The 25,669-nt window shown below is 52.5% G+C and carries 25 protein-coding genes; 12 read left to right on the forward strand and 13 right to left on the reverse strand.

What is annotated here, in order from left to right; genetic code table 11:
- Positions 1-93 precede the first annotated feature (93 nt).
- Together MTP39_RS00335 and MTP39_RS00340 are read right to left on the reverse strand one after the other, a co-directional pair.
- On the reverse strand, positions 94-1,656 hold the full coding sequence (locus MTP39_RS00335) for a relaxase/mobilization nuclease domain-containing protein (protein ID WP_249241023.1): 1,563 nt from the start codon (positions 1,654-1,656) through the stop codon (positions 94-96).
- The gene (locus MTP39_RS00340) at positions 1,619-2,065 is read right to left on the reverse strand and encodes a plasmid mobilization protein (RefSeq protein WP_097780449.1); all 447 of its coding nucleotides are present in this window, start codon (positions 2,063-2,065) and stop codon (positions 1,619-1,621) included. Before MTP39_RS00340 ends, MTP39_RS00335 begins: the two co-directional genes overlap by 38 nt.
- 1,027 nt (positions 2,066-3,092) lie before the next feature.
- Here MTP39_RS00340 and MTP39_RS00345 point away from each other — a divergent pair.
- From MTP39_RS00345 to MTP39_RS00380, 8 genes are all read left to right on the forward strand, one after another.
- A complete protein-coding gene (locus MTP39_RS00345; RefSeq protein ID WP_097769858.1) occupies positions 3,093-3,821 on the forward strand; it encodes a GntR family transcriptional regulator in 729 nt (242 codons plus the stop codon).
- A gap of 265 nt (positions 3,822-4,086) precedes the next feature.
- Positions 4,087-4,509: a PTS sugar transporter subunit IIA gene (locus MTP39_RS00350; protein ID WP_181966900.1), complete on the forward strand. Its 423-nt coding sequence runs from the start codon at positions 4,087-4,089 to the stop codon at positions 4,507-4,509.
- Positions 4,506-4,973 carry a PTS sugar transporter subunit IIB gene (locus MTP39_RS00355; protein WP_117476614.1) on the forward strand — a complete coding sequence of 156 codons (468 nt, stop codon included), beginning with the start codon at positions 4,506-4,508 and terminating at the stop codon, positions 4,971-4,973. Before MTP39_RS00350 ends, MTP39_RS00355 begins: the two co-directional genes overlap by 4 nt.
- 31 nt (positions 4,974-5,004) lie before the next feature.
- On the forward strand, positions 5,005-5,814 hold the full coding sequence (locus MTP39_RS00360; RefSeq protein ID WP_117476613.1) for a PTS mannose/fructose/sorbose/N-acetylgalactosamine transporter subunit IIC: 810 nt from the start codon (positions 5,005-5,007) through the stop codon (positions 5,812-5,814).
- Between the two features lie 15 nt (positions 5,815-5,829).
- Positions 5,830-6,666: a PTS system mannose/fructose/sorbose family transporter subunit IID gene (locus MTP39_RS00365; RefSeq protein ID WP_117950073.1), complete on the forward strand. Its 837-nt coding sequence runs from the start codon at positions 5,830-5,832 to the stop codon at positions 6,664-6,666.
- Between the two features lie 87 nt (positions 6,667-6,753).
- Entirely contained in the window at positions 6,754-7,737 is a 984-nt protein-coding gene (locus MTP39_RS00370) for an SIS domain-containing protein (RefSeq protein WP_015565013.1), read from the forward strand.
- Between the two features lie 80 nt (positions 7,738-7,817).
- Positions 7,818-8,444 carry an HAD family hydrolase gene (locus MTP39_RS00375; protein WP_117476612.1) on the forward strand — a complete coding sequence of 209 codons (627 nt, stop codon included), beginning with the start codon at positions 7,818-7,820 and terminating at the stop codon, positions 8,442-8,444.
- A gap of 1 nt (position 8,445) precedes the next feature.
- Positions 8,446-9,339 carry a YitT family protein gene (locus MTP39_RS00380; RefSeq protein WP_117950069.1) on the forward strand — a complete coding sequence of 298 codons (894 nt, stop codon included), beginning with the start codon at positions 8,446-8,448 and terminating at the stop codon, positions 9,337-9,339.
- Positions 9,340-9,529: 190 nt separating this feature from the next.
- On the opposite strand, the gene MTP39_RS00385 is transcribed toward MTP39_RS00380, so the two are convergent.
- From MTP39_RS00385 to MTP39_RS00410, 6 genes are all read right to left on the reverse strand, one after another.
- Positions 9,530-9,778 (reverse strand): DUF6061 family protein, encoded by a 249-nt coding sequence (locus MTP39_RS00385; RefSeq protein WP_249241025.1) that lies wholly within the window; start codon positions 9,776-9,778, stop codon positions 9,530-9,532.
- A 547-nt stretch (positions 9,779-10,325) separates the two neighbouring features.
- Positions 10,326-11,714, reverse strand: coding sequence for a site-specific integrase (locus MTP39_RS00390; RefSeq protein WP_249241027.1), 1,389 nt, complete (start codon positions 11,712-11,714; stop codon positions 10,326-10,328).
- A gap of 15 nt (positions 11,715-11,729) precedes the next feature.
- The gene (locus MTP39_RS00395; RefSeq protein WP_249242070.1) at positions 11,730-12,023 is read right to left on the reverse strand and encodes a helix-turn-helix domain-containing protein; all 294 of its coding nucleotides are present in this window, start codon (positions 12,021-12,023) and stop codon (positions 11,730-11,732) included.
- Positions 12,024-12,047: 24 nt separating this feature from the next.
- The gene (mobV, locus tag MTP39_RS00400) at positions 12,048-13,022 is read right to left on the reverse strand and encodes a MobV family relaxase (protein WP_249241028.1); all 975 of its coding nucleotides are present in this window, start codon (positions 13,020-13,022) and stop codon (positions 12,048-12,050) included.
- A gap of 190 nt (positions 13,023-13,212) precedes the next feature.
- Positions 13,213-14,529: a DNA primase family protein gene (locus MTP39_RS00405; protein ID WP_249240342.1), complete on the reverse strand. Its 1,317-nt coding sequence runs from the start codon at positions 14,527-14,529 to the stop codon at positions 13,213-13,215.
- Between the two features lie 73 nt (positions 14,530-14,602).
- On the reverse strand, positions 14,603-15,205 hold the full coding sequence (locus MTP39_RS00410) for a CHC2 zinc finger domain-containing protein (protein WP_249241029.1): 603 nt from the start codon (positions 15,203-15,205) through the stop codon (positions 14,603-14,605).
- A 451-nt stretch (positions 15,206-15,656) separates the two neighbouring features.
- Here MTP39_RS00410 and MTP39_RS00415 point away from each other — a divergent pair, with 451 nt between their 5' ends.
- Positions 15,657-16,472 carry a helix-turn-helix domain-containing protein gene (locus tag MTP39_RS00415; protein ID WP_249241030.1) on the forward strand — a complete coding sequence of 272 codons (816 nt, stop codon included), beginning with the start codon at positions 15,657-15,659 and terminating at the stop codon, positions 16,470-16,472.
- On the opposite strand, the gene MTP39_RS00420 is transcribed toward MTP39_RS00415, so the two are convergent.
- The 3 genes from MTP39_RS00420 to dcm (MTP39_RS00430) all read right to left on the reverse strand — a co-directional run bounded on the left by MTP39_RS00420 (position 16,473) and on the right by dcm (MTP39_RS00430) (position 20,104).
- Entirely contained in the window at positions 16,473-17,135 is a 663-nt protein-coding gene (locus MTP39_RS00420; RefSeq protein WP_227624565.1) for a hypothetical protein, read from the reverse strand. It lies immediately after the preceding gene.
- A gap of 391 nt (positions 17,136-17,526) precedes the next feature.
- Positions 17,527-18,765, reverse strand: coding sequence for a DNA (cytosine-5-)-methyltransferase (gene dcm / locus MTP39_RS00425; protein WP_249241031.1), 1,239 nt, complete (start codon positions 18,763-18,765; stop codon positions 17,527-17,529).
- 70 nt (positions 18,766-18,835) lie between these two features.
- On the reverse strand, positions 18,836-20,104 hold the full coding sequence (dcm, locus tag MTP39_RS00430) for a DNA (cytosine-5-)-methyltransferase (RefSeq protein ID WP_330221063.1): 1,269 nt from the start codon (positions 20,102-20,104) through the stop codon (positions 18,836-18,838).
- A 122-nt stretch (positions 20,105-20,226) separates the two neighbouring features.
- On the opposite strand from dcm (MTP39_RS00430), the gene MTP39_RS00435 reads away from it, so the two are divergent.
- From MTP39_RS00435 to MTP39_RS00445, 3 genes are read left to right on the forward strand one after another with little or no spacing between them, the layout of a single operon-like run.
- Positions 20,227-21,576 (forward strand): Sau3AI family type II restriction endonuclease, encoded by a 1,350-nt coding sequence (locus MTP39_RS00435; protein ID WP_249241035.1) that lies wholly within the window; start codon positions 20,227-20,229, stop codon positions 21,574-21,576.
- 14 nt (positions 21,577-21,590) lie between these two features.
- Entirely contained in the window at positions 21,591-22,337 is a 747-nt protein-coding gene (locus MTP39_RS00440; protein ID WP_249241036.1) for a hypothetical protein, read from the forward strand.
- The gene (locus MTP39_RS00445) at positions 22,324-22,770 is read left to right on the forward strand and encodes a very short patch repair endonuclease (protein WP_227624560.1); all 447 of its coding nucleotides are present in this window, start codon (positions 22,324-22,326) and stop codon (positions 22,768-22,770) included. The genes MTP39_RS00440 and MTP39_RS00445 overlap by 14 nt, the downstream gene beginning before the upstream one ends.
- A 12-nt stretch (positions 22,771-22,782) precedes the next feature.
- Here the strand turns inward: MTP39_RS00445 and MTP39_RS00450 are convergent, their stop codons facing one another.
- Positions 22,783-24,591: a DUF4365 domain-containing protein gene (locus MTP39_RS00450; RefSeq protein ID WP_227624559.1), complete on the reverse strand. Its 1,809-nt coding sequence runs from the start codon at positions 24,589-24,591 to the stop codon at positions 22,783-22,785.
- A 622-nt stretch (positions 24,592-25,213) separates the two neighbouring features.
- A complete protein-coding gene (locus MTP39_RS00455) occupies positions 25,214-25,462 on the reverse strand; it encodes a DUF6061 family protein (protein ID WP_249241037.1) in 249 nt (82 codons plus the stop codon).
- Positions 25,463-25,669: the final 207 nt, after the last annotated feature.

Genomic DNA, 25,669 nt, shown 5'->3' on the forward strand with positions numbered 1-25,669 from the left:
CCCAATGGGTGGGATACAGGCGAAAGGACGAAGCCCGGTGAGGGGCGTGGGTGAGGTTGGGTTTATTCACACATCGATCCGTCAGAGTGTTGTTCATTTGACCTCCTGCTGCGGTACGGCGTGGCTGAGCTCTTCCTTGCGGAAGAAGGCTTCCACGTTCTGTTGTGCGGTGCGGAGTTCACGCAGTTCGATCTGCGCCTTCTTGTAGCGGGGGTAGAACCCGTTTTTCTCCGAGGACAGGGATGCGTATTCAGCATCCAGCTTTTTGAGGTCCGGCAGCGTCCTGAGCCCGATGGCCTTGAAATAGGCACAAGCGGCCTCGTACACGGCAAGCTCTGCACGATGCTGCTCCTTGAACTTGGCGGGGTTCCGCACAGTCTGGAGCTTCTGTGCAAGAGGCTTGTACTGCCGATAGACCACAAGATGCCCGCGCAGCTCCTTGAGGGAGACCATGCGGGCATCCATGTCTTTGACCACCGCCAGTGCATCGTCGTGCTGGGTTTTCAGTTCGGCAATGCGTTGGTTCAGGGCATCTTCACTGAGCAGCTTTTTCTCCTGCAGGAGACACAAGGTCTGCGACCAGCGTTTGAGGTTGAACTTTTTCGCCCAACGCTCATAGCCGATGCCCTTGCCCGCAGCAACGTTCGCCTGAATGTCAACCAGTTTCCTGATCTTATCCGGCTTCTTCTCGCTGGCGGGCTGGATGGCGGTTGCAAGCTGGATGTTCTGGGAGAGGGCGGTCAGCACCAGCTCTTTTTCCAGCTTCTTGCTCAGTTTCTTGGCGGTGATGAACTTTGTCCGGCCGGGTGGGCAGTAGCTCAACCGGCCTCGGCTCTCCTTCACGGCGATGCCGTGTTCCTGCATGAGCAATGCAGAAAATTCCTCGAAGGTGGTGGTCTTGTTCAGCACAGCGTAGATCTGCTTTCGCAGTTTGTCCAGTTCGGTCTGGTAGACGGTCTGGGTGGGCTGCTGCCCTTCGGCGGCAAGTTTGGCGTTGGCATGGTCGAGACGGCGTTGTCCGCGCCGCTGCGCCCAATACTCCCGCTCGGAAACATGGTCGCCTTGGGCTTCCAGCAAATTGATCTGGTTCAGGTCGGCTTGCTCGCACATCTCCATGACCGCGACACGAAGGTGCCGGAGCATGGCAGAGGTGCAGCGGTGCTTCTTGCCCGCTTCCCAGTCGCACGGCTTGTCCATGAAGGGCTGCCGTTCCACGGTGCGGACACGCAAGCTGCCGATGACGATGTGGACGTGGATATTCCCGGCACTGTTGTGACCGTCCGGGTGGGTGCAGACGATGGCGGGATGACCGGGGAAGTTGTCCTTGCAGAACTGCAAGCCAAGGGCTTGCGCCCGTTCCATGGTCAGGCCGTTCTCTACTGCGTCCTTCGGGTCGAAACTGATGATATAATGGTGGGTCTTCACGTCCTCCCGCCTGCCGTTCTTGCCGTACTTGCGATTGGCAATCAGGCAGGCCATAGCGAACGAAGATTCGCCGCACTCAAGGGTGTCGAGCAGGTACGAATCCCGCAGCTTGGGTCTGCCTTTCTCGTCCAGAATGGGCAGACCGGTGTACTCGTTGTGCTGAAAGGTGAGATAGCTTTCGGCGGCGGCATAGTTAGAGTTTTTCGAGGTCAAATGCTTGATGGTTGCCATACAGTTCACCAACCGTTTCTTCGGCTTTCAGCCGAAAGTTCGTGAGTGCGGACAGTTCCTCCAGAATCTGCGCCCGGAGCTGCTCGGTGTCTTTGCCGCCGGAGTTGAAGTGCCGTGCAAGCTGGTTGAGGTTGCTTCCCACCTTGCTGCACTGAGCAGACAAGGCGGCAAGCGCCGCCAGTGCATCCTCGCCGCCCTGCGCCACCACAACGGTGTGCTTGACGTTCACGCCGTACAGAACGCGGCGGACGAGTTCGGATTGGGTGAGGTGGAGTTCTTTGCAGGCGTATGCGATCCGCAGTTTTTCTTCTGCGGTCACTCGGACTTTGATGATGTGTGTCTTTCGTTTTCGCGGCGTGTCATTGCGGTTCTCTCGTGCGTGTGCGTTCGGACTTTTCATTTCAGTCATATTCGACCTCCTGTGAAAATGATAAATGCCCGCTCCGGGATGGAGAGGGCTATGTAATGCGACACGCCGCTTTTGCGCTGAAACCAGCGCAACGCTGGAGCAGGGTTTGGGGAAGGCACTCCCCAACAAGTGACAGACCATGTGACAGAACATTTTCAAGCATTGAAAATTTGTGGCCACAGGTCGATACTTGCTTTCGCCCTTTCCGTGCAACACTGAAAATTTCAGAAGTCGAACCGCAATGCACGTTGAAAATTTTGCAGAGCAAAACGTGTGAAAAGGCAAAGCCCCTGCTCATGGTCACCGTTCACACCGAACGCAGTTCCTGCCCCTGTTTTGCAGCGGCGTTGTCCGGCTCGCCCACAGAAAGTGTGAGGTCATGGCACAGTATCTCGTTCAGACGGCTTATGAAGGATTCAAGGTACAGTATGAAGAAAGCCGGACGCAGTGCGGACACTACAACCTGCTTCTTTCAAGCACAAGAATAACACTTTGCGGTTGTGCAGTCAACAACTAAAAACAAATTTTGGAAGATTGAACAACTACATAAGATTTTATTTGTAAAAAAGAAAAATACCGCCCACGCAGCGCAGCGATGATTTTGTCGGGTGAATCGGCGGCAAAATGAATCGGGTGTGTTGCGGGGCGGTAAAAATCTTCACGGAGAATAAATCCTCGCCACTCTGTATTTTTCTACAAATTTGGTGGGATTTGCGATAAAGGGTATCATGGATTGCGGAGCGCGTCAAGATGGTTTTGCAAATTTTATTGCAGTAAAGCAGTGATAGTAGGACTTATGAAGCTGATTGAATACTTCTTTTATGGCATTGCGCGGTGTTGCCTTTGGATTCTTCCCGGCAGGGCACTGGAAAATGGGGTGCCCTGCGCAGAACGGGGTGCATTTGTCACCTCGCACTAAAAACAGCTCGCAGGTTTTACTTGACAATTCGCGGAATATGCACTATCATAGCCATGAGATGAATATAATGTTTATAACGATATACTCAATTTGAGAGTGAGGTATTTCATGGCAATCAATGATAGTGCTGTCGTCCCGCTTTACCAGCAGGTAAAGGATGACATTCGTGCCGCGATCGAGAGCGGCAAATACAAAACCAATGAGAAGATCCCCCCGGAGCCGGAACTGAGTGCAGAATACTCTGTCAGCCGCATCACGGTGCGCCGTGCGGTGGAAGAGCTGTGCGCCGAAGGGTATCTGGTCAAAATGCAGGGGCGCGGCACCTTTGTCAGTAAGCCCCGCATCCATCGCAAGTTTACCAGCGGCAGAAATGCTGCCAGTTTTACGGAGACCTGCAAAGAAAACGGTATGGTGCCGGGTGCCCGGCTGCTGAACCGTCAGATCGTGCCGGTGCGTAAGGATGAGGAAGCCTTCTTCCATGTAGGCCCGGAAGCCTTGCTCATCTATATCCAGCGTCTGCGCACCGCCGATGGTCAGCCGGTTTTTCTGGAGAACCTGTTCCTGCCCTACGAGCCTTATAAGAACCTGATGAGCGAGAACCTCAATGATGTTTCCATGTTTGACACCATTGAGCGCATCTCCGGGCTGCGCCCTGCGACGACCTCCTGCCAGCGTATCGAGGCGGTACGGGCTTCGGCAGAACAGGCACAGCTGCTCAACCTTTCGCTGGGCGAGCCGCTGCTGTATCTGAACGCCTACTTCCATGACCAATATGACCACCCGCTGTGCATCGGGCGGCAGTATTACATTGGAAGCCGGTATATGTTTGAGTTTTAAGGGCAGAATTCTGTCCCAAAAGAGCGTCTCTTCCCTGCGGAAGAGGCGCTCTTTTTGTCGTTCTACGGAAGGTTGTTGGTGAAACTGCAAAAATATGACGGCGCAGCTTTGTGCACGTTACCAAAGCTGAGATTATTTTGACAAAACCTCTTGACGCCTGTGTGAAATGTGGTAATATGTACATGACGATTATGACGTCTATAACGAATAGGACGATACAGACGCCGAAGAGATGAAGGAAACACAAGAAAGGTCGTGGGTGCGTATGAACCGAATCATTCTTGCTTCGCACGGAGGGCTGTCTGCCGGAATGAAGGACACCGTGCAGATGATCCTTGGCGAGCTGCCGAACCTTTATGCCCTTGCTACCCTGCGGGATGAGACCGAGCCGATCACGGTGGCGGCACGCCGGCTGCTGGATGGCTTTGCGGCAGAGGATGCTGTGTACATCGTGACCGATGTGATGGGCGGCAGCGTGAACAACGAGATGCTGACCCTGTTGCCGGAGTATCCGGCGGTGCACCTGATCTGCGGCATGAACGCTTCTCTGGTGCTGACCCTTGCTTCCAACGACGAAGCCCTGACACAGGACGAACTGGCCGAGTGCATTGCAGATGCCAAGGCTCAGATCATTGATTGCAACCTGCTGCTGAAAAACGCAGCCCAAGATGAGGAGGATGACCTATGATCAAATTAGTACGTCTGGACTACCGCCTGCTGCACGGTCAGGTGGTATTCTCGTGGACCGGCCATGTGGGCGCACAGCGCATCATCGTGGTGGACGATGACGCCGCCAACGACGAGATGAAAAAGTCCGCCCTGCTGCTGAGCAAGCCCGCCGGTGTCCGGGTGAACATCTTCACGGTGGACAAAGCCATCGCCAAGATGCCCAAGGTGGAGCAGCTGGACGAGAAGATCATGATGATCTTCGGCAACACCGCTGCCCTGCTCAAGTTCTGCCAGGCATATCCCAAGATCAAAGAGATCAACTACGGCGCTGTGGCAAACAAGCCCGGCTCCGTGGCCTTTGACCAGTCGGTATTCCTGACCCCGGAGGAGCAGGCCGACACCCAGAAGCTGCTGGATATGGGCATTAAGATCTACAGCCAGCAGACCCCCACCTTTAAGGTAGTACCCATCGATCACATCTGATCGTAAGGAGATAAGAAGGAGGAATTGACCCATGTTTGTTACCGCACTGCTTCTGGGTCTGGTTGGCGTGTTCTGTATTCTGGACTCGCGCATTCTGGGCCGCATGAACTTCGAGCGTCCGCTCATCACCTGCACCATCGTCGGTGCGCTGCTGGGTGATCTGCAGACCGGTCTGACCCTTGGCGCATCCATCGAGCTGATGAGCCTTGGCATCGTGAACATCGGCGCAGCAGCACCCCCGGACATGAACATGGCTGCCATCATCTGCGCAGCTTTTGCCATCCTGACCGATGCTTCTGCCGAGACTGCACTGGCGCTGGCCATCCCCATCGCTGTTCTGGGCCAGATGCTGGGCGTGCTGATGCGCACCATCCTGTCCAACCTGACCCACGTTGCCGACCACGCCATTGCAGAAGGCAAGTTCCGCAAGGCATGGAGCATGCACATCGTCTGGGGCACACTGCTGTACAGCCTGATGTACTTCATCCCCATCTTCCTGTCCGTCTACTTCGGCACGGATCTGGTGCAGAAGATCGTGGCTTTCATCCCCGCATGGCTGACCGATGGCCTGAACCTCGGCAGTAAGTTCCTTACCGCTTACGGTATTGCCCTGCTGCTGTCCACCATGCTCAACCGTGATCTGACCGTTTACTTCCTGCTGGGCTTCTTCTTTGTAGGCTATCTGGGTCTGGATGTCACCGCTGTGGCGATCTTCGCCGCAATTCTGGCTGTGATCCTGACCGGTCTGAAGTATGGCAAGGGCGCACCTGCCGCAGCCGCTGCCGGTGCAGCTGCTGCCAACCCGGACTACGACCCGCTGGAAGATGACGATGATCTTTGATAGGAGGAAGCTGAAATGAGCAACGCAACCAAGACTGCAAAGCGCAGCGACTTCAAGAAATACTTCCAGTTCATGTGGCGCTCCCTGAACATTCAGGCCTCCTGGAACTACGAACGTCAGATGAACATGGGCTTTTTGTACGGCATCGCTCCCACGCTGGACGAGCTGTACCCCAACGAGAACGACCCCGAGCAGCTGGCGCACAAAAAGGAAGCCTACGAGCGCGAGATGGCGTTCTACAACTGCACCCCGCAGACCAGTGCCTTTACGCTGGGTCTGGCTGCCTCCATGGAAGAGCAGTACGCCGCCGACCGTGAGAACTTCAACCCGGAGACCATCAACGCCGTCAAGACCTCGCTGATGGGCCCCCTGTCCGGTGTGGGCGACTCCTTCTTCCAGGGCACTGTCCGCCTGATCGCTTTTGGTCTGGGCATCTCTCTGGCACAGCAGGGCAGCGTTCTGGGCCCCATTCTGGCTATGATCATCTCCATCGTCCCCTCGGTGCTGATTACATGGTTTGCCGGTAAGCTGGGCTACACCATGGGCAGCAAGTACCTGACCAAGCTCAACGGCGGCATGATGGACAAGCTGATGTACGTCTGTGGCATCGTAGGCCTGATGGTCATTGGTGCCATGGTGGCAAGCATGGTGGGTCTGACCACCCCCATCACCTTCGCAAGCACCGGTCTGGTGCTGCAGGATGTGCTGAACAGCATTCTGCCGAACCTTCTGAACCTTGGCATCGTGATGCTGATGTACACCCTGATCCGCAAAAAGGTCAAGACCGGCTGGCTGCTGGGCATCTGCATCGTGGGCGGTGTTGCCATCAACGCCCTTGGTCTGTTGGTGTAACCGGGTTTCCGGCTTACATAGATATCCGTACGCCTGTAATTTGTGATTCATCAGAACAAAAAGAAAAATAATTTGGAGGATTGCATTATGTATAACATTGATCTGGCAAACGTCAAGTCCATCGTGGCAGACATCGTGGCAAAGCACAACGTGGAGAACGTGGCCTTTGTTGGCTGCGGCGCTTCCAAGGCAGAGCTGTACCCCGCAAAGTACTTCCTGGCAAACTGCAGCAAGAAGCTTCGTGTGGCACACTACACCGCCAACGAGTTCAACTACGATACCCCCGATTGGCTGGGCGACACCACCGTGGTCATCACCGCTTCTCTGGGCGGCAGCACCCCTGAGACCGTCAAGGCCAACAGCGTGGCAAAGGCCGCCGGTGCAACCGTTGTCAGCGTTACCCACGCTGCCGGTTCTGCCCTGACCAAGGAAGCTGACTACACCATCGTCCACGGCTTTGAGGCAAACTACGCCGCCAAGCTGGAAAAGATGGGCTACGTTCTGGCACTGGCTGTGGAGATCTTGCAGCAGGTGGAAGGCTTCGACAAGTACGACAAGATGATCGAGGGCCTGACCAACGTGTTCGAGGCTGCCGAGAACGCTGCCAACTCTGCCCGCAAGTCTGCCAAGGAGTTCGCTGAGAAGTACAAGGACGCTCCCGTCGTTTACGTCATGTCCAGCGGCGCTTCCATGGAGGTCGCTTACTCCACCTCCATCTGCCTGATGATGGAGATGCAGTGGGTCAACTCCGGCTCCTTCCACAGCGGCGAGTTCTTCCACGGCCCCTTCGAGATCGTGGACAAGGACGTGCCCTTCATCCTGCTGATGAACGATGGCAAGACCCGTCCCGTGGATGCCCGCGCACTGACCTTCCTGCACCGCTTCGATGCTCTGACCACCGTGGTGGATGCAAAGGATTACGGTCTGGGCAATGCTGTGGACAGCAGCGTCATCACCTACTTCAACCCGCTGATGCACACCGCTGTCTTCCGTGTCTATGCTGAGGAGCTGTCCTACGTCCGTCAGCATCCGCTGACCCTGCGCCGCTATATGTGGAAGCTGGAGTACTAAGCGGTCATCCGGGATCAATAGACCCATGCTTGGGGGAGGGGCTTGCCCCTCCCCCTTTTTGATGAAGAGGGAAATGAAGAATGATTGAAGCAGTGATTTTTGATATGGATGGGGTGCTGGCGGATACGGAATACTACTACGAGAACCGCCGTAAAAACTTTCTGCTGGAAAACGGCATCCCTATCCCGGAGGGCAACTTCATCGGCTCCAACGAAAAAGCCATCTGGGAAGCGCTTGTTCCCAACGACCCTGTGCGCCGTCAGGAGATGCTGATGGCTTACCGGGAGTACCGCAAGGCTCGCCCCACCCCCTATGACAAGCTCACCGACCCGCAGGCAGAGCCACTGATGAATGCGCTCCGCAGCCGTGGGCTGAAGGTGGCGGTGGCGTCCTCCAGCGCAGCGCCGGATATCATGAAGATGCTTACGGAGGGCGGGCTGAAGGCGATGGTGGATTTCGCCTTCAGCGGCGAGGACTGCGCCGCCCATAAGCCTGCGCCGGACATCTATCTCAAGGCGCTGAAGGCACTGGGGCTGACGGCAGACAAGGCCATTGCGGTGGAGGATTCTCCCACAGGCATTGCCTCCGCAAAGGCAGCAGGACTGAAGGTGCTGGCGCTGAAACCCCGCCACGGCGAGCCGCTGGACCAGTCCGCCGCAGACTGCATCATCACCCAGCTGATGGATGTGGCGGAGCACCTGGACTGAGATGGAAGCGATCAAGAACGGTCTGTGCAAAAACCTGACCCCGGCACAGCTGTGGAGCGGCGCACGGTTTTTTCTGCTGCTGAATCTGAGCCTGATCATTTGTGCGGCGGCACTGAACTTTTACTGCGCCCCCAACCACTTTGTATTTGGCGGCACCACAGGTCTTTCCGTTGTGCTGGCTACCTGCTTTCCGGCGTTGAGCGTCAGCACCTTTATGTGGATCACCAATGCGGTGCTGGATGTGCTGGGCTGCGTCTTTCTGGGGATAAAGGCCATGGGATGGACGCTGTACTCCTCCTTCATGCTCAGCTTTTACTCCAGTATGTGCGAAAAGCTGTTTCCCATGTCCCAGCCTTTAACGGATGACACCTTGCTGGAGCTGTGCTTTGCGGTGGCGCTGCCGGCCCTTGCCAGCGGCATTGTGTTCAACATCGGGGCATCCACCGGCGGAACCGAGATCGTGGCGATGATCTTACACAAGTACATCAAGGTGGAGATCGGCAGGGCTCTTCTGCTCAGCGATATCGGCACGGTGCTGTTTGCGGCTTGCATTTACGGCCCGCAGACCGGGATGTACTGCGTGCTGGGGCTCATCGGGCGCAGCACCATCGTGGATACCGCCATCGAGAGCCTGAACCTCCGCAAGGTGTGTACGGTCATCACCTCAAGGCCGGAGCCCATCCGGCGTTTCGTTACGGAAACACTGGGGCGCACAGCGACCCAGCAGGACGCCACCGGCGTGTACACCGGCGAGCCCCGCACCATGATCATGGTGGCGCTGACCCGGCGGCAGGCAGGGCTGCTGCGGGATTTCCTGCGCAGGGAGGATCCGGAGGCTTTTTTGACCATCGTTAACTCCAGCGAGATCATCGGCAAAGGGTTCCAGTCGGTCTGAAAATGCAGAATGCCCGCCCACTCTGGCTTTTCCACAGATGGGCGGGCATCATTTATATGGTAAATGGTGATTTACGCTGACTTTCTGGGATTTACGCTGAATTTACGCTGACTTGGTATGGTTTGCGCTGAATTTGCGCTGAGAAACGCGCGCCGCGCGATTAGCGATTTTGCCGCGCGTTTTCTGCGGCTCAGTCCTCCAGCCTGCCATGGTCACATCCCAGCGACAGGTAGTGCCCCATCTCCCCTCCCAGCACCATCTGTGCATACTCCAAGGGCTTATTATACAGCAGCCAGTCCAGTTCTGCCCGCTGTGCCGGGGTGTTGCCGTACTCGTCCTCCACGGCGATGCAGTCGATGGCAAGAGTGGTGCCATCTTCGAACCGGGCTTCCACTTGGTTGGTGTCCATGTTATAGCGGCAGGTAAGCAATTTATTCATGGTGAACCTCATTTCTATATCAAACGGTGTCTGTTCGGATGTCCTAAACCCTGCCATAGAACCGGTGTCTCATGTAAGATTGTTGTTTGGATAAAACTGGAAGATTTTGCACAATAAATACCGTTGAAATCCAGCTTTTGGGGCTGTGCGAAACAGCCTGTTTTGCCGGGCTGATTTTGGCGCTGCACACTTTTGCACATTTTCTGCACATCGCAAGGATGGATAACAGGTGCAAAGACGTGCAAGCAATGCAAAGGATGCAACAGAATAACAACGGCAAAGTAACGTTAATTCGATTAAAATGACGTTTTAGCGTTAAATGATGAAATGGATAAAATGCGCCATTCGGTTCCTACGAATCAGTAGGCCGGGGGTTCGAGTCCCTTCCATCGCACCAGAAAATGCCGTGAAATCGAAAGATTTCATGGCTTTTTTGTTTTGTTAGCCACGAGTGCACGGTTTCTGCACGGTTTTTGCACGGTGGGTGTTATCCATGTCCGATTATGTAGGGCGCTGTATTGCATTGCAATCAGTGCCCTTTTTTGCATCAGGTGAGCAGGGCTAGGCGGAGCTTTGCCTTCATTTCCGGGTCGGCATCCTTGAGCAATTCCAAAAGAGCCGTCATGGAGATGGTGGGTTCGCCTGCGGCGGGTACAGCCTGCGGGCTGGGGGTGTCGGGCTTGGCATAGAAGCCGCTTTCAAACTTCTTGCCCAGCTCCACACGGGAGGACTGCTGAATATGAGCGTAGGTGTTCACCAGCATATCCGCACTGGCGTGACCTGTGGTCCCCTGCACCGCCTTGATGTCGCCGCCGGAGATCATCAACTGGTAGGTGGCACTGGAATACCGCAGACCGTGAAAGACGATGCGCGGGAACTCCGGGTGTGCGTCCTGCCATTTCAGGAACTTTTTGCGGATGAGCACCGGCTCCACCGCCAGACCGTTGGGCAGTCGCAGCAGCATCCCGCTGTTGCGGTACCGCTCCGGGTCGAGGGCTTCTTCCCGTTTCAAGCGTTCCAGCCACTGCTTCAGTTCCTCCCGCAGAGCGGCGGTCATAAAGATGGTGCGGCAGGAAGCTTCGGTCTTGGTGTCCTTCAGGATAAGGAAGGTCTTGCTGCCCTCCAGCTTGTCCGGGAAGATGCGGAGGATGCAGCCCTTGTCCACCTGTGCCAGCGTGTCCTTCTGCACCCGCTGCATGGAACGGTTGACGGTGAAGGTACCCATGCCGTTGGCGGCGTCAAAGTCGATGTCCTCTGGGGTCAGACCTGCCACCTCCCCTTCCCGCAGCGCACCCACCAGCGTCAGGTGCACCGCCAGATGCAGGATGGGGTCCTCCATGCTGTCCAGTGCTGCCCGCATCTCGTCCACCTCCCAGATGTTGCGCTCTTGGGTAGTCTTTTTGGGGGCTTCCACCGGGACGGGGCTTTTGATGAGGATGCCCCACTCCACCGCCAACAGGAACGAATTGTGCAACAGTTGGTGGACTTCGTGAAGGGTGGTGCCGGAAAGGGTGCGCTTCTGCTGCTTGGGCGAGAGGTCTCGCCGTTTCCCGCCCACATACTGCCCGCAGGGGGTCTTGCTCAGGGTGTCGTACAGGGCTTCGATGTGGTAGGGCCGCAGCTTCTGCATCTGCATCTCCCCGATATAAGGGATGATGAGATTCTGGATGAGCGCCAGATTGGACTGGTAGGTCTTGGGTGCCCACTTGTGCTTGCTGCACTGCTTGGGCAGCCAGTCCATCAGAAACTCTGCCACTGTCACGGTGGACGGGATCAGGAAGTTGCCGGTCGCCAGCTCATGCTCGATCTGCTTCTGGCGTTTTACCGCCTCCTCTTTCGTGGGAAAGCTCTCCCATTTGTCGCAGCTCTTGCCGTGCTCGTCCTGATAGGTGTAGCGGACACTGTAAGAGCTGCCGCGTTTCGTGATATATGCCATAGATTTGCCTCCTTATCAAGCTGCCCGGTGGAGCCACGCATCGAAGCTGTCTTTCGGGATGCGGATGCTTCCGCCTGCCCGCAGGACACGGAACTCGGTGGTGCTGTTGCACAGGTTGTAGGCGGCACGCTGGCTGATGGCCAGCATCTGCGCGACTTCCTTCACCGTGTACACCAGCTTAGTGGTCTCAGGGCTGTTGGTCGGAGACTTGACGGCATTGGTTCGAGTGACCACCTCCATTGTAGCCGGATCAGAGTCCGACCGCAAGAACTTTTTCGTATAATCTAAAGATTTCACATTCTCGTACATTTTATCACACATAGGCAGTTCTCCTTACTTATCATGGCGCATCGCAGGCTCCTGCGTGCGGTCCTCATAAAATCGAATGACCTCCGGCGGGATGCTGTCCAGCGTTTTCAGGGCGGCTTCATAGTCCTGCCGCAGCTTAGCATCCTCCAGACGCTTCAAGACGCTCCCTTCCTTCGCTTTGTCCAGCGAGGCAGAGAGCGTCTTATTTTTCTCTTTCAGCTTTTCGTTTTCGGCGGCAGTCTTGGTGAAGGCCACGTTGTACTTCCGCAGCTGGTCCTTCATCCGTGCCACGTTGGGGATATAGCTGTCCAGTACCTTGCTGATCTCTGCCGCACGGCTCTTGCCGTTGAAAGGGGTGATGCCCACCAGCAGGGCATCCAGTTGCTCCTTCTGCTTGGTCAGTTGGGTCATCTCCTTGAAGATGCGGGGCGGGATGTGCTCCCGCCCGGTCTGGCTGGCACTTTCCCCCCGTTCCAGCTCCGGGTACTGCTTGACCATGTGCTGCCAGAACTCATCCTGCCACCTCACAAGATTCTTGCGGTTGCCAATGATCTCTTTCGCGCTCAGCCGTCCGTCAGCAGTCAGGGGCACAAAACAGAGGTGCAGGTGGGGCGTTTTCTCGTCCATGTGGACAACAGCAGAGAGAAAGGTATCCGGGCGCTGTCTGCCCTCCAAAAATTTCAGGGCGTACGCAAAGTACGCCCTGATCTCCCGGTTGGTCTTATCCTTGAAAAACTCCGGGCTGGCGGTGACAAGAGCCTCTACCACCCGCACGCTGTCCTTGCGGACACGGCAGTGAGCCGCCGTGATCATGCGGTCGGCTTCTTCCCGGTACCTGCCCTGCGGCTGCACCAGATGGAGGTTGTAGCGGCTCCGGCTCACATCAATATCCGGGTTGCTGGCGTACTGCTCCTTGGTGCGCTCGTTGTGGGCTTCGATGGGGCTGATGGCAGGCCCCTTGTACTTTTTGAACCGCAGGATTCCATATTGGGCTTTCATAGATCACGCTCCTTCTTGGGGTGTACAAAAAATCTGTACGGACTTCAAATAACCCGTACGGTCTGTACGGTGTACGGAAATTCGAAATATAAACGATAACGCGTTTTAATTTGCTTTTATTTTCCGTACGGGTGCGTACAAGTACAGACCGTACAGGTTGTACGAACTTCTTCCGTAAAAAATGCACTTTTTACAGACAGGGGTGGACAAGCGGTTCGATGCCTACAAAACCCCGCACCCTGCGGCCACCGGGCAGGTAGATGTTGTTGGTGGCTTCAAGGTTATAGCGGCGGTCATTCTGGCGCAGTTCTGCGCTGAAACGGATTGCCGATACGCTGTGGCAGGCGTTGTCCTCGCACCACTGCTTATAAATGTCGTAGAACTCCTTGGAACTGATGGAGTAGTCTGCCTTAAAGCGGAAGTAGCCCTCGGATTCCATGAAGTCAATGACATTGTTGCTGCTGCGCTTGATGGTGTCCACGTTGGCGGCGGCTCGTTCGCTGACCGTGAAGCGGAAGTTGTTCTGCACCAGCCGGTGCAGCCCTTCCAGACACCAGAGCAGGATGCCCTCCAACTCGGCGCACATCTTCTCCACAAGGAAGGGGTCGTCTGTGCGGTCGGCAGGCTTGTCCTTGGTGGTCAGGATAAGTTGGCGGCGAAAGAAGCCGTCCGAATGGTCATACAGCGAAGTCAGCGCACCGTTGCCGAAGCAGAGAAACCGGGCGTAGATGTCCCGCTGGTAGCTCTGGACACCCTTGCGCTCCAAGTCCAGCTTGGCCTCGGCGGTCACGATGGTCTTGATATAATTCGTCTTGGGCAGGGCGTTCATGTCCATATCATCGTCGATCATCAGCAGGCGGCGTTCCAGATCGGCACGGGCAAAGCGGTTGTTCTCCACCTTCTGGACGCTGCCATTGCTGGCAGCATCTCCCATGAGCCGTTTGAGCACCAGCCCGATGCGAGACTTGCCCTCGCCGCCCTTGCCGACAATGAGCATCATTTTTTGCCCCTTGGTGCTGGGAATGAGGCAGTAGCCCAGATACTCCTGCAAGGTGGGGATGTCGGCATCGTCCAGCAGCTCGTGCAGGAAGGTCAGCCAGCGGTCAGGGGTGGGGGCTTTGGGGTCGTACTTCACCGGCAGGCGGTTCTGGCAGAACAGGCGGCTCTCCTGAAAGGTGCCGTCCGGCAGATGGTACACGCCGTTCTGGAGATGGATGCAGTCCTGCTCGATGGGGAACGGGTCGGAAAAGGCCAGCAGCTTGATGGTCTCCAGAATGTTGGTGACCTTTTTGGACAGGCCGGAGGTGACATATTCCTCGATGTTCTCCAAGATGCGCTGCTTGATCTCGCTTTCGTCCTCTACCGGGCCGTCCAGCGTGTACAGCGTACCGTTGACGCATTTCAGCGGCCACTGTTCCAGAAAGGCACGGCCAAACTGGACTTCATCGATCTTCTTGCCGTTGTACCAGTCCGGCCATAAGGGGTTGCGGGAAATGTTTTTCTTCATAGGGTGGTTCTCCTTTAGAAAAGTGAAGTGGTGGGTCTCACCGTGAGACCCACCACTTCAGGTGAATAAATTATCAGGCGCACTTTGCCAGAGCAAGGCGGTCGGTGCGCTCCTCCAGCATCAGCAGGTACGACCCGGACAGCAGTCGTGCAGCGGCAACGGCCTTCTGCTGGGGCGTCCCAAATGCAACGCAGTCCGTCAGGTGCTCGATGGTCTCGGTCATGTGGAGGGCTTCCACGAACCGCTCGTCCAGCGGTTCTTCCGGGGTGGCGGGCTTGTAGCGCTCCTGCCAGTCGTGCAGCAGGTCGAGATAGTCGGTCAGCACCCGCAGACAGTAGGCGATGTCTGCCCACTGCTCGTCCGTCAGGCCACGCTTGGGCGGCGTAAGGGCGATGGTATTGGCGGGCGGCTTGTCCGGGTCAAGCCCGAAGTCGTGTATCAGCTTCTCGGCGGCTTGCCGGGGGTTCAGGTCGAACAGCTTGGCGGTGAGGTCGATGGCATCTCCGTTGGCTCCGCAGCCAAAGCAGTAATAATAGGTGTCGTTCAGCTTCATGCTGGGGTCGCTGTCAGAATGGAACGGACAGCACACCATGCCATGGCGGTCGGGCTCCATGCCGTACATCTCGCCGACCTGTTGGACGGTGATGGCGGACTTGATCTTTTGATATAAACTCAAAATTTCTCCTTTGCTCAAAGGTTTTGGCACGGATCATTTTGATCCCTGCCACGTTCAAGATCACCGGTATCCCCCAAATGGGAACTTCGGTGAAGCCGTTCTCCCTTGCTGCCTCCCGACAGGAAATCTTTTTGGACTCTGTGTCGGCCCCATGCAGGGCGCTCGCTCCCCCGATGGGAGGTCTTGGCGGTCTGGGCAGTTCGGACGGTCATTCTGTTGTCAAGGTCCTGTTATGAAAGATATTTCAGAGGGCTTTCGCGGGAAGCCCTTAATATGTTCGCTGCCGGGGAGTTAATATGTTTTCTTTCTGTCTATAGGATAGCACCGCAATGGCCGCTGTGCCGTATATCCATAATGTCGGAAAACAGGTGCAGAAACTGCAAAATTCCACGCTTATGGACAGGGACCGCCGGAAGTGGTATACTGTGCAAAAAACATCGGAGGTGCGACCATGAACATCAAGCTGACACTGGGAGAACGGCTCAAAGACCTGCGTGTGGAGCGGAATCTGAAGCTAGAAGCTCTGGCAGAGCAGACGGGCCTGTCCAAATCGGCGCTGTCGAAATACGAGAGCGACGACGTGACCGACCTCAGCATTTACGCCGTGACAACACTGGCTGAGTTTTATGGCGTGACCACCGACTACCTGCTGGGTGGGACGGAAAACAAAAAACGCCCAGATGCAGTCCTTTCGGACTTGCATCTGAGCGATGGCGCAGTGGACGTATTAAGGAATGGAAAATTCAATCATCGGCTGCTGTGCGAGCTTCTGGAACATCCCGATTTTGCCCGGTGGATGACCGACCTTGAGATCTGTGTGGATGGTCTGGTCAGTGACCGCATCCGGGATATGAATGCCATGGTAGAAGCCACCCGGCAGGAGCTGGAAAAGCGATACCATGCCGATACAGAGGACCTGACCATGCGGACGCTGAAAGCGGCGCAGATCGACGAGGATGAATATTTCGGGCGGATCCTCTATGATGAGCTGGCGGCGATCCTGAAGCAGATCAAAGCGGCGCATGGGACCGATAAGACCACGTCGGACGGCGCAGCCATCGAGCAAGCGAGGAAGCAGCTTGAAAATGCACAGAAGTTTGAAGGTTCACCGTTGGAAAAGAAGATAAATGTCCTGATGGGACAGATCGGCATCGACTATTCCAAGCTGACGAAAGAAGAACAGATGACCCTGCTGCGGGTGTTCAACAAATCCTCTATGTTGAAGCACCGCACAAAAGCGGGAATGCGCGGTAAACACAGACGGTGATCACGGATTCTGTGCCCGATACCATTCGTCAAAGTATGGCTTGCTCTTTTCCCGTTCACTGAGGCTCAGCGACCGTCCAGCAAGATATTTTTCGTACTGAGGGCTGTACCCACGCAGCGGAGTGATCTCCTGAACGTCTTTGACGTTGCGATATTGTACGATCTCAAATTCCTCCCGTTCATTCAGATATGCAATCACCTTGTCGGCTTTGATCGTGCCCTGATAGACATGGATGGAAGCGTGAGGATAAAACAGTTCGTTGCGGTGTGCGAACCACTCAGCAATATCATACGAGAGCGACCATGATAACGAGAACGGTGTCCGCTCGATGCTGCTGATAGAGCCGCGGTAGACAGTGAAGGTATCGAGATCTCTTACGCTTTCCGGTAGAGCGTTGCGCCAGTTTTCGGGACGGATGATCCTTGCACGGCGGACATACTTTCGGATGATGGCAGAGTGGTCGCCATGGTTGTCGTAGTGCTCCAAGGCAAATCTGCACTTGGCTTCCAGAGGCATAAAATCCTCGCAGACGTATAGCAGATCTTCCATCATCTTGGCATCGTAGAATGAGAAGCGTTCAAATGCATCCCAGTCTTGGTCATGGGCAGCTCGGACAGCCTTTTGGAATTGGGCATCAAGATAGGGGTCGTTCCGATAGATCATAACACGAGTCGCCTCCTTGTCGTTTTGATGGGGTGGATGGGCTATGAAAAAATAATACTACAAAAACCATGGGATGCATAGCCTTTGCAGGAAATATTATTCGAAGAAACGACAAAGAGTGCTACTAATACAGGGCGGGGAACGCTGCTGCGGCAGGACGGGGGAATGTACACCGTTGGTTCCTCTGCAAGCTTGAGCTGGGCAGGCAGAGATCGTCAAAGACCGTGCCCATCCGCTCATCCTTCTGCCACAGAACAGGTGCTTGCCGGAGTCTCTCGCAGCCCCTTTTCCGCATCAGCCGGAACCAAGGTGTAACACACTAGACTTTGCAAGCAAAGTCGTGTGCCAAAGGGATGCTGCGGCCCCTTTGGAAACCCAGAGGAAACGCCCATCAACTGCTCTGGTCAATCTCTGCCAAGGCGGTGATTCGCCTGCCCATTGCCTTGACCAGAGGAACGACAAGCGCGTTTCCCATCGTGAAATAGCGCATTCGTTCCGGCATCCCGGCTGTCCAGTTATCTGGAAATCCGTTGAGCCGTTCGCATTCGATGGGCGTTAGGGTGCGCAGCCGTTGCGTTTGTGGGTCAACAACTACATGAGAGCTGCGCGATACAGTACCCTCGCTGGTCAGCATGGTGCGCGATGGCAGATCCAGCCTATCAGGGAACGCCATTGCTCCCTCGGAAAAGAAATAGGGCACTCCATTTTTTCGATGGCGTAATTCGTGCTTCGCACCCTTGAGATATTGCCAGCGTTCCATATCGACAGCAGAGAGAAAGTACCTCTTGTCAGGCTTACAATCCTCAAGAATGGAGCAGAGCGGACGATATGGGAACTGAACTGGGATACTTTCGACCGAATAATACCGTCCATTGACCATCAGCCCGGAATCATAGAAATGGCAAGACTGTTTGGCGGACAGATCCTTCAGGTCGAGATATTGGAATTCATCAAGCCAGCCCTCGCTATATTTCCGTTCAAATCCATACAAGGGAAAGCTCGGCGCAAAGAAGCCATCTTGCAGGAGCAGTCGGTGGGCGGCTTTTAGTCCACTTACACAGATGCCTTCGGCAGCTTCTCGGAACAGAGCTGTGTCATTTCGGAATGCAAAAAGGAAAGTCCGCCGTCTGCGCTGTGCTTCGCCGTAGTCGGCGGCGTTTATGACCCTCCATTCGACGGCGTATCCGGCCTCGTAGAAACACCGCAGGATGATAGAGAAGTCGCGGCCTTTTTGCCATGCTGGTGATTTGATAAGGCGGTCAACATTTTCCAGAAGGACATAGCGGGGCCGATGAGTTTGCAGGATGGTATTTATCTCCCACCAGAGGACACCTTTCTTCCCTTCTATCCCGCGAGCGTCTTTCTTGGCGATGGAGTAGTCCTGACAGGGAAAGCCGCCTATCAAAAGGTCGTGGGGCGGGATGCCCTCTTTGGCGGTCACGATGTTCTGGCAAACGTGTTCTGGACGATGCCCAAAATGCCGTTCATAGCAATCAAAAGCAAATTGAGCTTGCATGGATGGCTCCCACTGGTTTGCCCAGACGGTTTGAAAGTTGGCAGATGCCTGTTCCAGTCCAAGACGGAAACCACCGACTCCGGCAAAAAGCTCAACGACACGGATCTGCTCCATGACAGGTACCTCGCAAAATACAGATAGAAAGCATAAAAACCAAGGCTGACGATGCAGCCTTGGTTTTGAGTTATAGGATATTCAGTAACTGCTTGCCCATTTCCGTGATGAGAGGAACAACGAGTGCATTGCCCATGATGAAGTAACGCTGACGCTCGGGCATCTCGGTATCTGTCCAGCCGGTCGGGAATCCGTTCATGCGTTCGCATTCTTCCGGCAACAGGATACGCAGTTCTCCAGTCTTAGGGTCGGTGATTGCATGGGAGCTACGGTTCTTGGTGCCTTCACTGGTGAGCATCGTGCGTCCGGGACGGTCGAGAGGGTCAGGGAATGCGATAGGCCCTTCGGAGAAGGTGTAGGAAAAGCCGGTCTTAGAAGTGCGCTCAATGGTCTTGGAACCCTTCATATACTTCCATTTTTCCAGATCCTCGTCCTCGATGAAGTAGCTCTTGTCCACATCGCCGTTGACCACGATCTCGTTGAGCGTCATCGGCTCCTTGCTCTGCGGAACAGCTTCCAGCGAAAGGATACTACCGTTGTATAACACACCACAGTTGTAGAAAGCGGCTTTGAACCGCTTGGTCACATCGACAGTATCGGTATACTCGGTAAAATCCACATTGGTGATCTTCTTAGGGTCTGCCAATTCGGAATAGACCGGAAAAGCATTGGCAAAGAAGCCCTCGCTTGTTAGCCAAGAGCGGTCTTTGTTCTCCCCTTCAGCAAGATAGGAGGTCAGGTGCTTGTATTGGTTGGTGGTATTCTTGAAGGCGAAGATAAAGGTGCGCCGTCTGCGCTGCACCCAGCCATAATCGGCGGCGTTGATGACGCGCCATTCGACACCATAACCTTCTTCCTGCAAGCACTTCAGGATGATACCGAAATCGCGGCCACGCTGGGATGCCGGAGACTTCAGCAGACGATCCACATTCTCCAGCAGGACATAGTTCGGATGGTTCTTCTGGATGATCTTATAGATAGACCACCAGAGCACGCCTTTCTTGCCCTCGATGCCCTTTGCACCTGTGCTGGCAACGGAATAGTCCTGACAGGGAAAACCGCCCACCAGAAGGTCGTGCGGCGGCACTTGGTCGATGACAGTGGCGATGTCTGCGTTCACGCAGTGGGAATCTTCGCCAAAGTTCTTGCTGTAGCACTTATAAGCCCATTGACCAGCTTGGCCGGGTTCCCATTGGTTTGCCCAAATCGTTTTGAATCTTTCGGAACAACGTTCTAATCCAACGCGGAAACCGCCAACGCCGGCAAATAGCTCGACAACACGGATATCGCTATTTGCTGACACTTTCATAACACCTCGTTCTGTGATATACTTAAACATAAGTATACACTTTTTTCATGAAAAGATCAACCTCCAATTTTGTGGGTTTTGATCTTTTCCACCTGAAATCATTATAGCGGAAAGCCGAAAAAAGATCAACCCCTAAAATTGGAGGGTAAATCATGGAGCAGCGGACGTACAAGACTAAGCAGGAAGTTCTCATTCGTGGACAGGAGGCGATAGGTAAAACGTTGGGCGAGATCGACAAGACCGGGCGTATCGCCACGGGTAAAGGTGCAGTCGGCACAGTGATAGAAGAAAGCTGGTTCGGATACAAACCCAACAGCAAACCCGCCCCGGACTTTGAAGAAGCAGGCGTGGAGCTGAAGGTTACTCCCTATCGCCGGACACCTCGCGGCATTCAGGCCAAAGAGCGTCTGGTCTGCGATATGCTGAACTACGAAGAGGAGTATGGCAAGACCTTTGAGACCAGTGCTTTCTGGACGAAGTGCGCCTGTATGCTCCTGATGTCCTATGAACACAAGGACGGTGTACCCAAAGTCGATTTCACCATCGACAAATCGGTGCTTTTCCAGTTCCCAGACGAGGATTTGGAGGTCATCCGCAACGACTGGAAGATCCTTATGGACAAGATCAAAGCTGGTCAGGCTCACCTGATCAGCGAGGGTGATACCATGTACTTGGCAGCGTGTCCGAAAGGACGCAACTCGCAGGATACCCGGTCGCAGCCGTTCAGCCCTATCCCTGCAATGAAGCGGGCATATTCGCTGAAGTCCAGCTATATGACACAGATTCTGCGGCGGTATATCTTTGGCGATGAGCCTTGCGAGAAGATAATCAAAGACCCGGCGCTACTGCGCTCTGGCACCTTTGAGGAACGCTTTGAGGAGATGCTGCGTCCCTACATCGGAAAGAGCTGTACAGAGTTGAAAGCGCAGTTTGGGATAACATCAACGGCAAAGAATATCAATGAGCTGTTGCTGGCTGCTATGCTTGGCTTGAAAGGCAGGCTGGCAAGTACGGATGAGTTCCAAAAGGCATCCATCGTTCCCAAGACAATCGCTATAGAGCCGAACGGCACGATAAAGGAAAGTATGTCCTTCCCTGTGATGAACTTCTGTGCAATGATGAACGAAACGTGGGAGGAATCGACGCTCTATAATCTCCTCGCGCCAACGAAGTTCCTGTTCATCATTTTTCAGAAAACAGAGGATGGCGAGTGCTACTTCCAGCGGATAAAGTTCTGGAACATCCCAGCTGATGATTTGGAAGAAGTACATCGCGTGTGGCAGCGTACGGTGGATACGTTGCGAGAAGGTGTCCATGTCTGGAAGGATTCTAGAGGTCGGAACTGCAATAACCTGCCAAAAGCATCCGAGAGCCGTGTGGCTCATGTACGTCCGCATGGAATCGACAGTACAGACACCGCTCCCCTGCCTACTGGCGGTTCTATGACGAAGCAGTGTTTCTGGCTGAATAATAGCTATGTGAGAAGTCAAATTGAGAACTAAAAAAGGATTTATATATGAAGTATAAGTTGGAAATAAAATCGGAGCAGTACTATAATAACGGAAATTTAATGCTGCGTTTTTTGGAAGATGGAAAACAGGAAGCTCTGGAAGAAAAAATACGCGAATGGTTGCGGTGCGACTGCGAATTGACTGCTAAATCAAGAAAAAATAAGCAGAGCGGAATAAATGCAAACGAGTTAAACAAAGCTCTTAGAAACAATCTTTGTATTCCTGGAGTTCGTAAAGAAACCCATGTGGTTTATAACGGATTTTCTCATAAAGGTATCGAAGGGTTTGATTTTTCGTTTTATGATGAAAAATATAATATTGCGCAAATTAGAAATTATTTTGTTGGAGAGCGCGGATGCTATAACGGAGAAGAACGATTAAAAAATGCTTATAAAGATTTGAATATGCCTGCAAAAGAATGGAAGGAAGAACTATCAAAAATAACTGTTCCGTATGGAACGACTTATAGGACTGAAAAGAAAAGATTAACTGTCGTAGGGGAAATTCAATTTGGAAATTGGGCACTTTTAGAACATGATATCCAAAGATTGATAAATGCAACGGAGCAAGGAATTTCCATTGATTACTACATCTATATTACAGCCACAGGAAATCTTGCAGAAAAATTAAGCGATGGAATTGTAAATTACGAGAAAACGTCCGAATTTTTAGAGAAGAATGGCAAGCTTTTGAAAGTTCCGATGTGGCTGATTGGGTTGGACATAAATCAAAAAGAAGATGAAACATCCTAAATCGTATGATACGACCCCGGAAACATCCGAGCGAATGTCTCGTGTTCACTTGAAAAAAGGAAAAGCCGAAGTGCTTTTAGCAAAACGCCTATGGCACCTTGGCTTTCGATATAGATTGAATGACAAGCGACTTCCCGGCTCGCCTGATATTGCTATCCTGAAGTACCGCATCGCCATCTTCGTGGATGGTGAGTTTTGGCATGGTCAGAACTGGGAAATACGCAAGCAAAAACTAAAGCGCAACCGGGAATACTGGATAGCCAAAATCGAGGAGAATATCGCACGGGACGTTCGGAACGATAAGGATTTAAGAGCGAGAGACTGGTATCCTGTTCACTTCTGGGAAAAGGAAGTGCTGAAGGATACAGATGGATGTATTGAAACAATTCGAGAAGTAACAGAGCAGCAAGTTGAAACATCCATGGATTGCTGAAAGAAGCAAACCTTATTGCGAATCCTGCATGAAGCGATAAATTGGATATTTTTTGAAAGCTTCTTGTGATTCTTTGGAGAGCTTGCTGAAGTGAACTTTAGCGGCAACAATATTATCCAATAGAAGGTATGCACCAACATAAATGGATTCGTCTTGTCTTTCTGTTTCAACAATAGATAATACTTCCGTTTGTTCATCACTAGTCAATGGACGAGAACGTTTGATAGCTTGATAGTAGTTGATTTTTGCAGCTGACGGAGAAGAATGCATATCAGTTTGACGAATCCAATCGGTGATTTTTATAGCAGCCAAAAGAATATCTTCTTTGGAGGAATCACTGGAATCATAAGCGTGAAGCATTTCAAGAATGAGCGTATTTACAGCTTGTGAGTATTCTACAGATAAAGGAATGGCTTTAATAGAGTCTATCATGCTGTCGTAGTTTATATTATCGCACCAATTTATTATATCCCGATCCAGTAAAACGAAATAAGAAAAAGGAATATCATTATTAGAAGAATCTTTACTTTTGAAAGATATAGGAGCTTGGTTGAAGTCATAAATGTCGTAGAAATCGTTTGTGCCTTCGATGGGAATGGTGCACAAAAGAAGATTGAGATTTGCAATGCGGCATGGTCTAAAAATAGAATCGTATGGAACTAATTTAACAGCTTTTTTATCTAAAAGAGCTGTTTTCAAAATATTAAGATTATTTTGACTGGAAGTATCAATGAGATTCGGGTTTAAATCTTTTTTCACATGAAGAAGATTTAGGGTCTTTTGCATGCTAAGCATAAAGTCAAGCTGACTTTTTATAACGGAGCGGTCAACAAAGCCAGAGTTATTGAAGGATGCACTTTTAAAGTTCAGTACTCCACCGTTTATTTCATATTGCTGTGCATCCAGAACAGCAAGAATAAAGCGAGCGTCTCTAATGCGCTCAGAAAGAGAGCCTGATAAGGAAAAATGAAAATCCGGTTTTGCTTGTGTGCCTGCTTGCAAAACTTGACGAATATCTGCACCGAATTTTATGGTCGCTGATGTCTTGGTCCGAGAAACAGTGTAGTGGTCAAAAAATACGTTTGATTTAACACTAATCGGTGCATTCATCGTGTATTCTACAGTGTCAACATTTTTTAGGTGAGCGACAGGTAATTCTATATCATGGGGCTGTTTGATATAAATATATGTGTCGTGCGTAAAGAAATAGTCAAAAGGAAATTCGTAATTTTGATTTATGGCGGAATACCCAATAGTGAGTTGTATGTTGGAAAGTTGAGATGGACTTTCTGAGCGTAAGGAATCAAAAGAAATAGGAGCGCTATTGATTGCAGCACGTTGTAGATTCATATGATGAACAAAATCAAGAAAAACATCAGTAATATCGTTTTTCTTTTTAGGAAATTCCTTTAATTCTATACTTTTTTCCTTGTAAGGAGTTCCGTCATATGTCTTTAGATATTTTTTTAAGTCATACGGAAGCAATTTTACATAGTATATAGCGGCTCTGTCACCGGAATCGTTGACATAAACAACAAAAAAGATGGTTCCTCCAACGTACAAATAGTTTCTTAAATCTGCATATTGAATAGAGTATTTGATGCTTTTCTTTTTTAAGTTTGGCTTACAATGCCCTTTGACCTGAACGGGGACTTTGAGAAGAAGATCAGATTTAGCGTGAACATGACCAGCTTTACTGTATACTTCAACGTCACCATCCCAAGAAGGCTCTTTATCGTTGGTGTTGATATGAGCGACCAGATGGTCAGTTTTGCCTAGTGCAATTTGAAGAAAACTAATGCCCAGCATTTCAGAATTCATATTAGACCTCCGATTGGAATAGTTATGAATGGTGCAGCGAACCGCTTCGTTTTGATTGTACACCTGAAAAGCAGAAAGATCAATGTGACTACTAAAAATATTTTTGCTGTAGAGAAAATCGCACATCTGCAAAAATGGTTGGCGTAGAAACTTTGCTTTTTTACAAAATAAAAGGGACACCTACAACACCGTAGTGCTGTCCGATGTCCCATAGCGACTGATTTTATCGTTGTCCGCCAACCTCAGGCTCTTACGTCCTGTATCAAATCGGATTTTAGGTGTCAGCTTCACCAGCGGAATGACGTCCACTCGCCTATTTATATTATAGGCCATTTGTGCATAATCTGCAATGGTTCGTATAAAAGTAATTCTGAAATTTTGAGGAAATAGGCTGTTTGCATTGATCCGTATGCGTTATTGTTGCTGGCTCGAATTGTAAAAGTTCTTGATTTCGTGTAAAATCAGCCCTTCAAAAATCTCGTTTTCGTGATTAATGAGGGCGCAGCAGGGCTGCAAGTGCCGGTTTTGTACGCTTCCCTGTTCTGATGATATAGCGATGCCCACCAGCTTATGGCAAGAACCATAGGCTGGTGGGCATCATGTTCTTTATGGAAGTTGACGGTCAATCTTCCAGCCTGCCGTGTTCGCACCCAAGGGAAAGATAGTGCTCCATCTCCCCTCTCAGCACCATCTGGGCATACTCCAAGGGCTTGTTGTAGAGCAGCCAGTCCAGCTCTGCCCGCTGTGCCGGGGTATGGCCGTACTCGTCCTCCACGGCGATGCAGTCAATGGCAAGAGTGGTGCCATCCTCGAACCGGGCTTCCACCCGGTTGGTGTCCATGTTGTAGCGGCAGGTAAGCAATTTTGTCATAGTCATATCCTCCAAGTCTTGATTTTGATGATTGGCCACTCAAACCAATGCCGTCAAGCCGTTGTCGGATAAGTCGATTTTTCATTTGTCTGAGAGTAAGTGCACGGTTTCTGCACGGTTTTTGCACGGTTTCAAAACGTGCAAAGGGTGCAAATCGTTGCAAAATCGGACAAAGAGTGCAGAAACTCGAAGCTCGAAACTTGCGAT

Origin of the sequence: Faecalibacterium sp. I3-3-33, assembly GCF_023347295.1 — a bacterium.
Classification (GTDB): domain Bacteria; phylum Bacillota; class Clostridia; order Oscillospirales; family Ruminococcaceae; genus Faecalibacterium.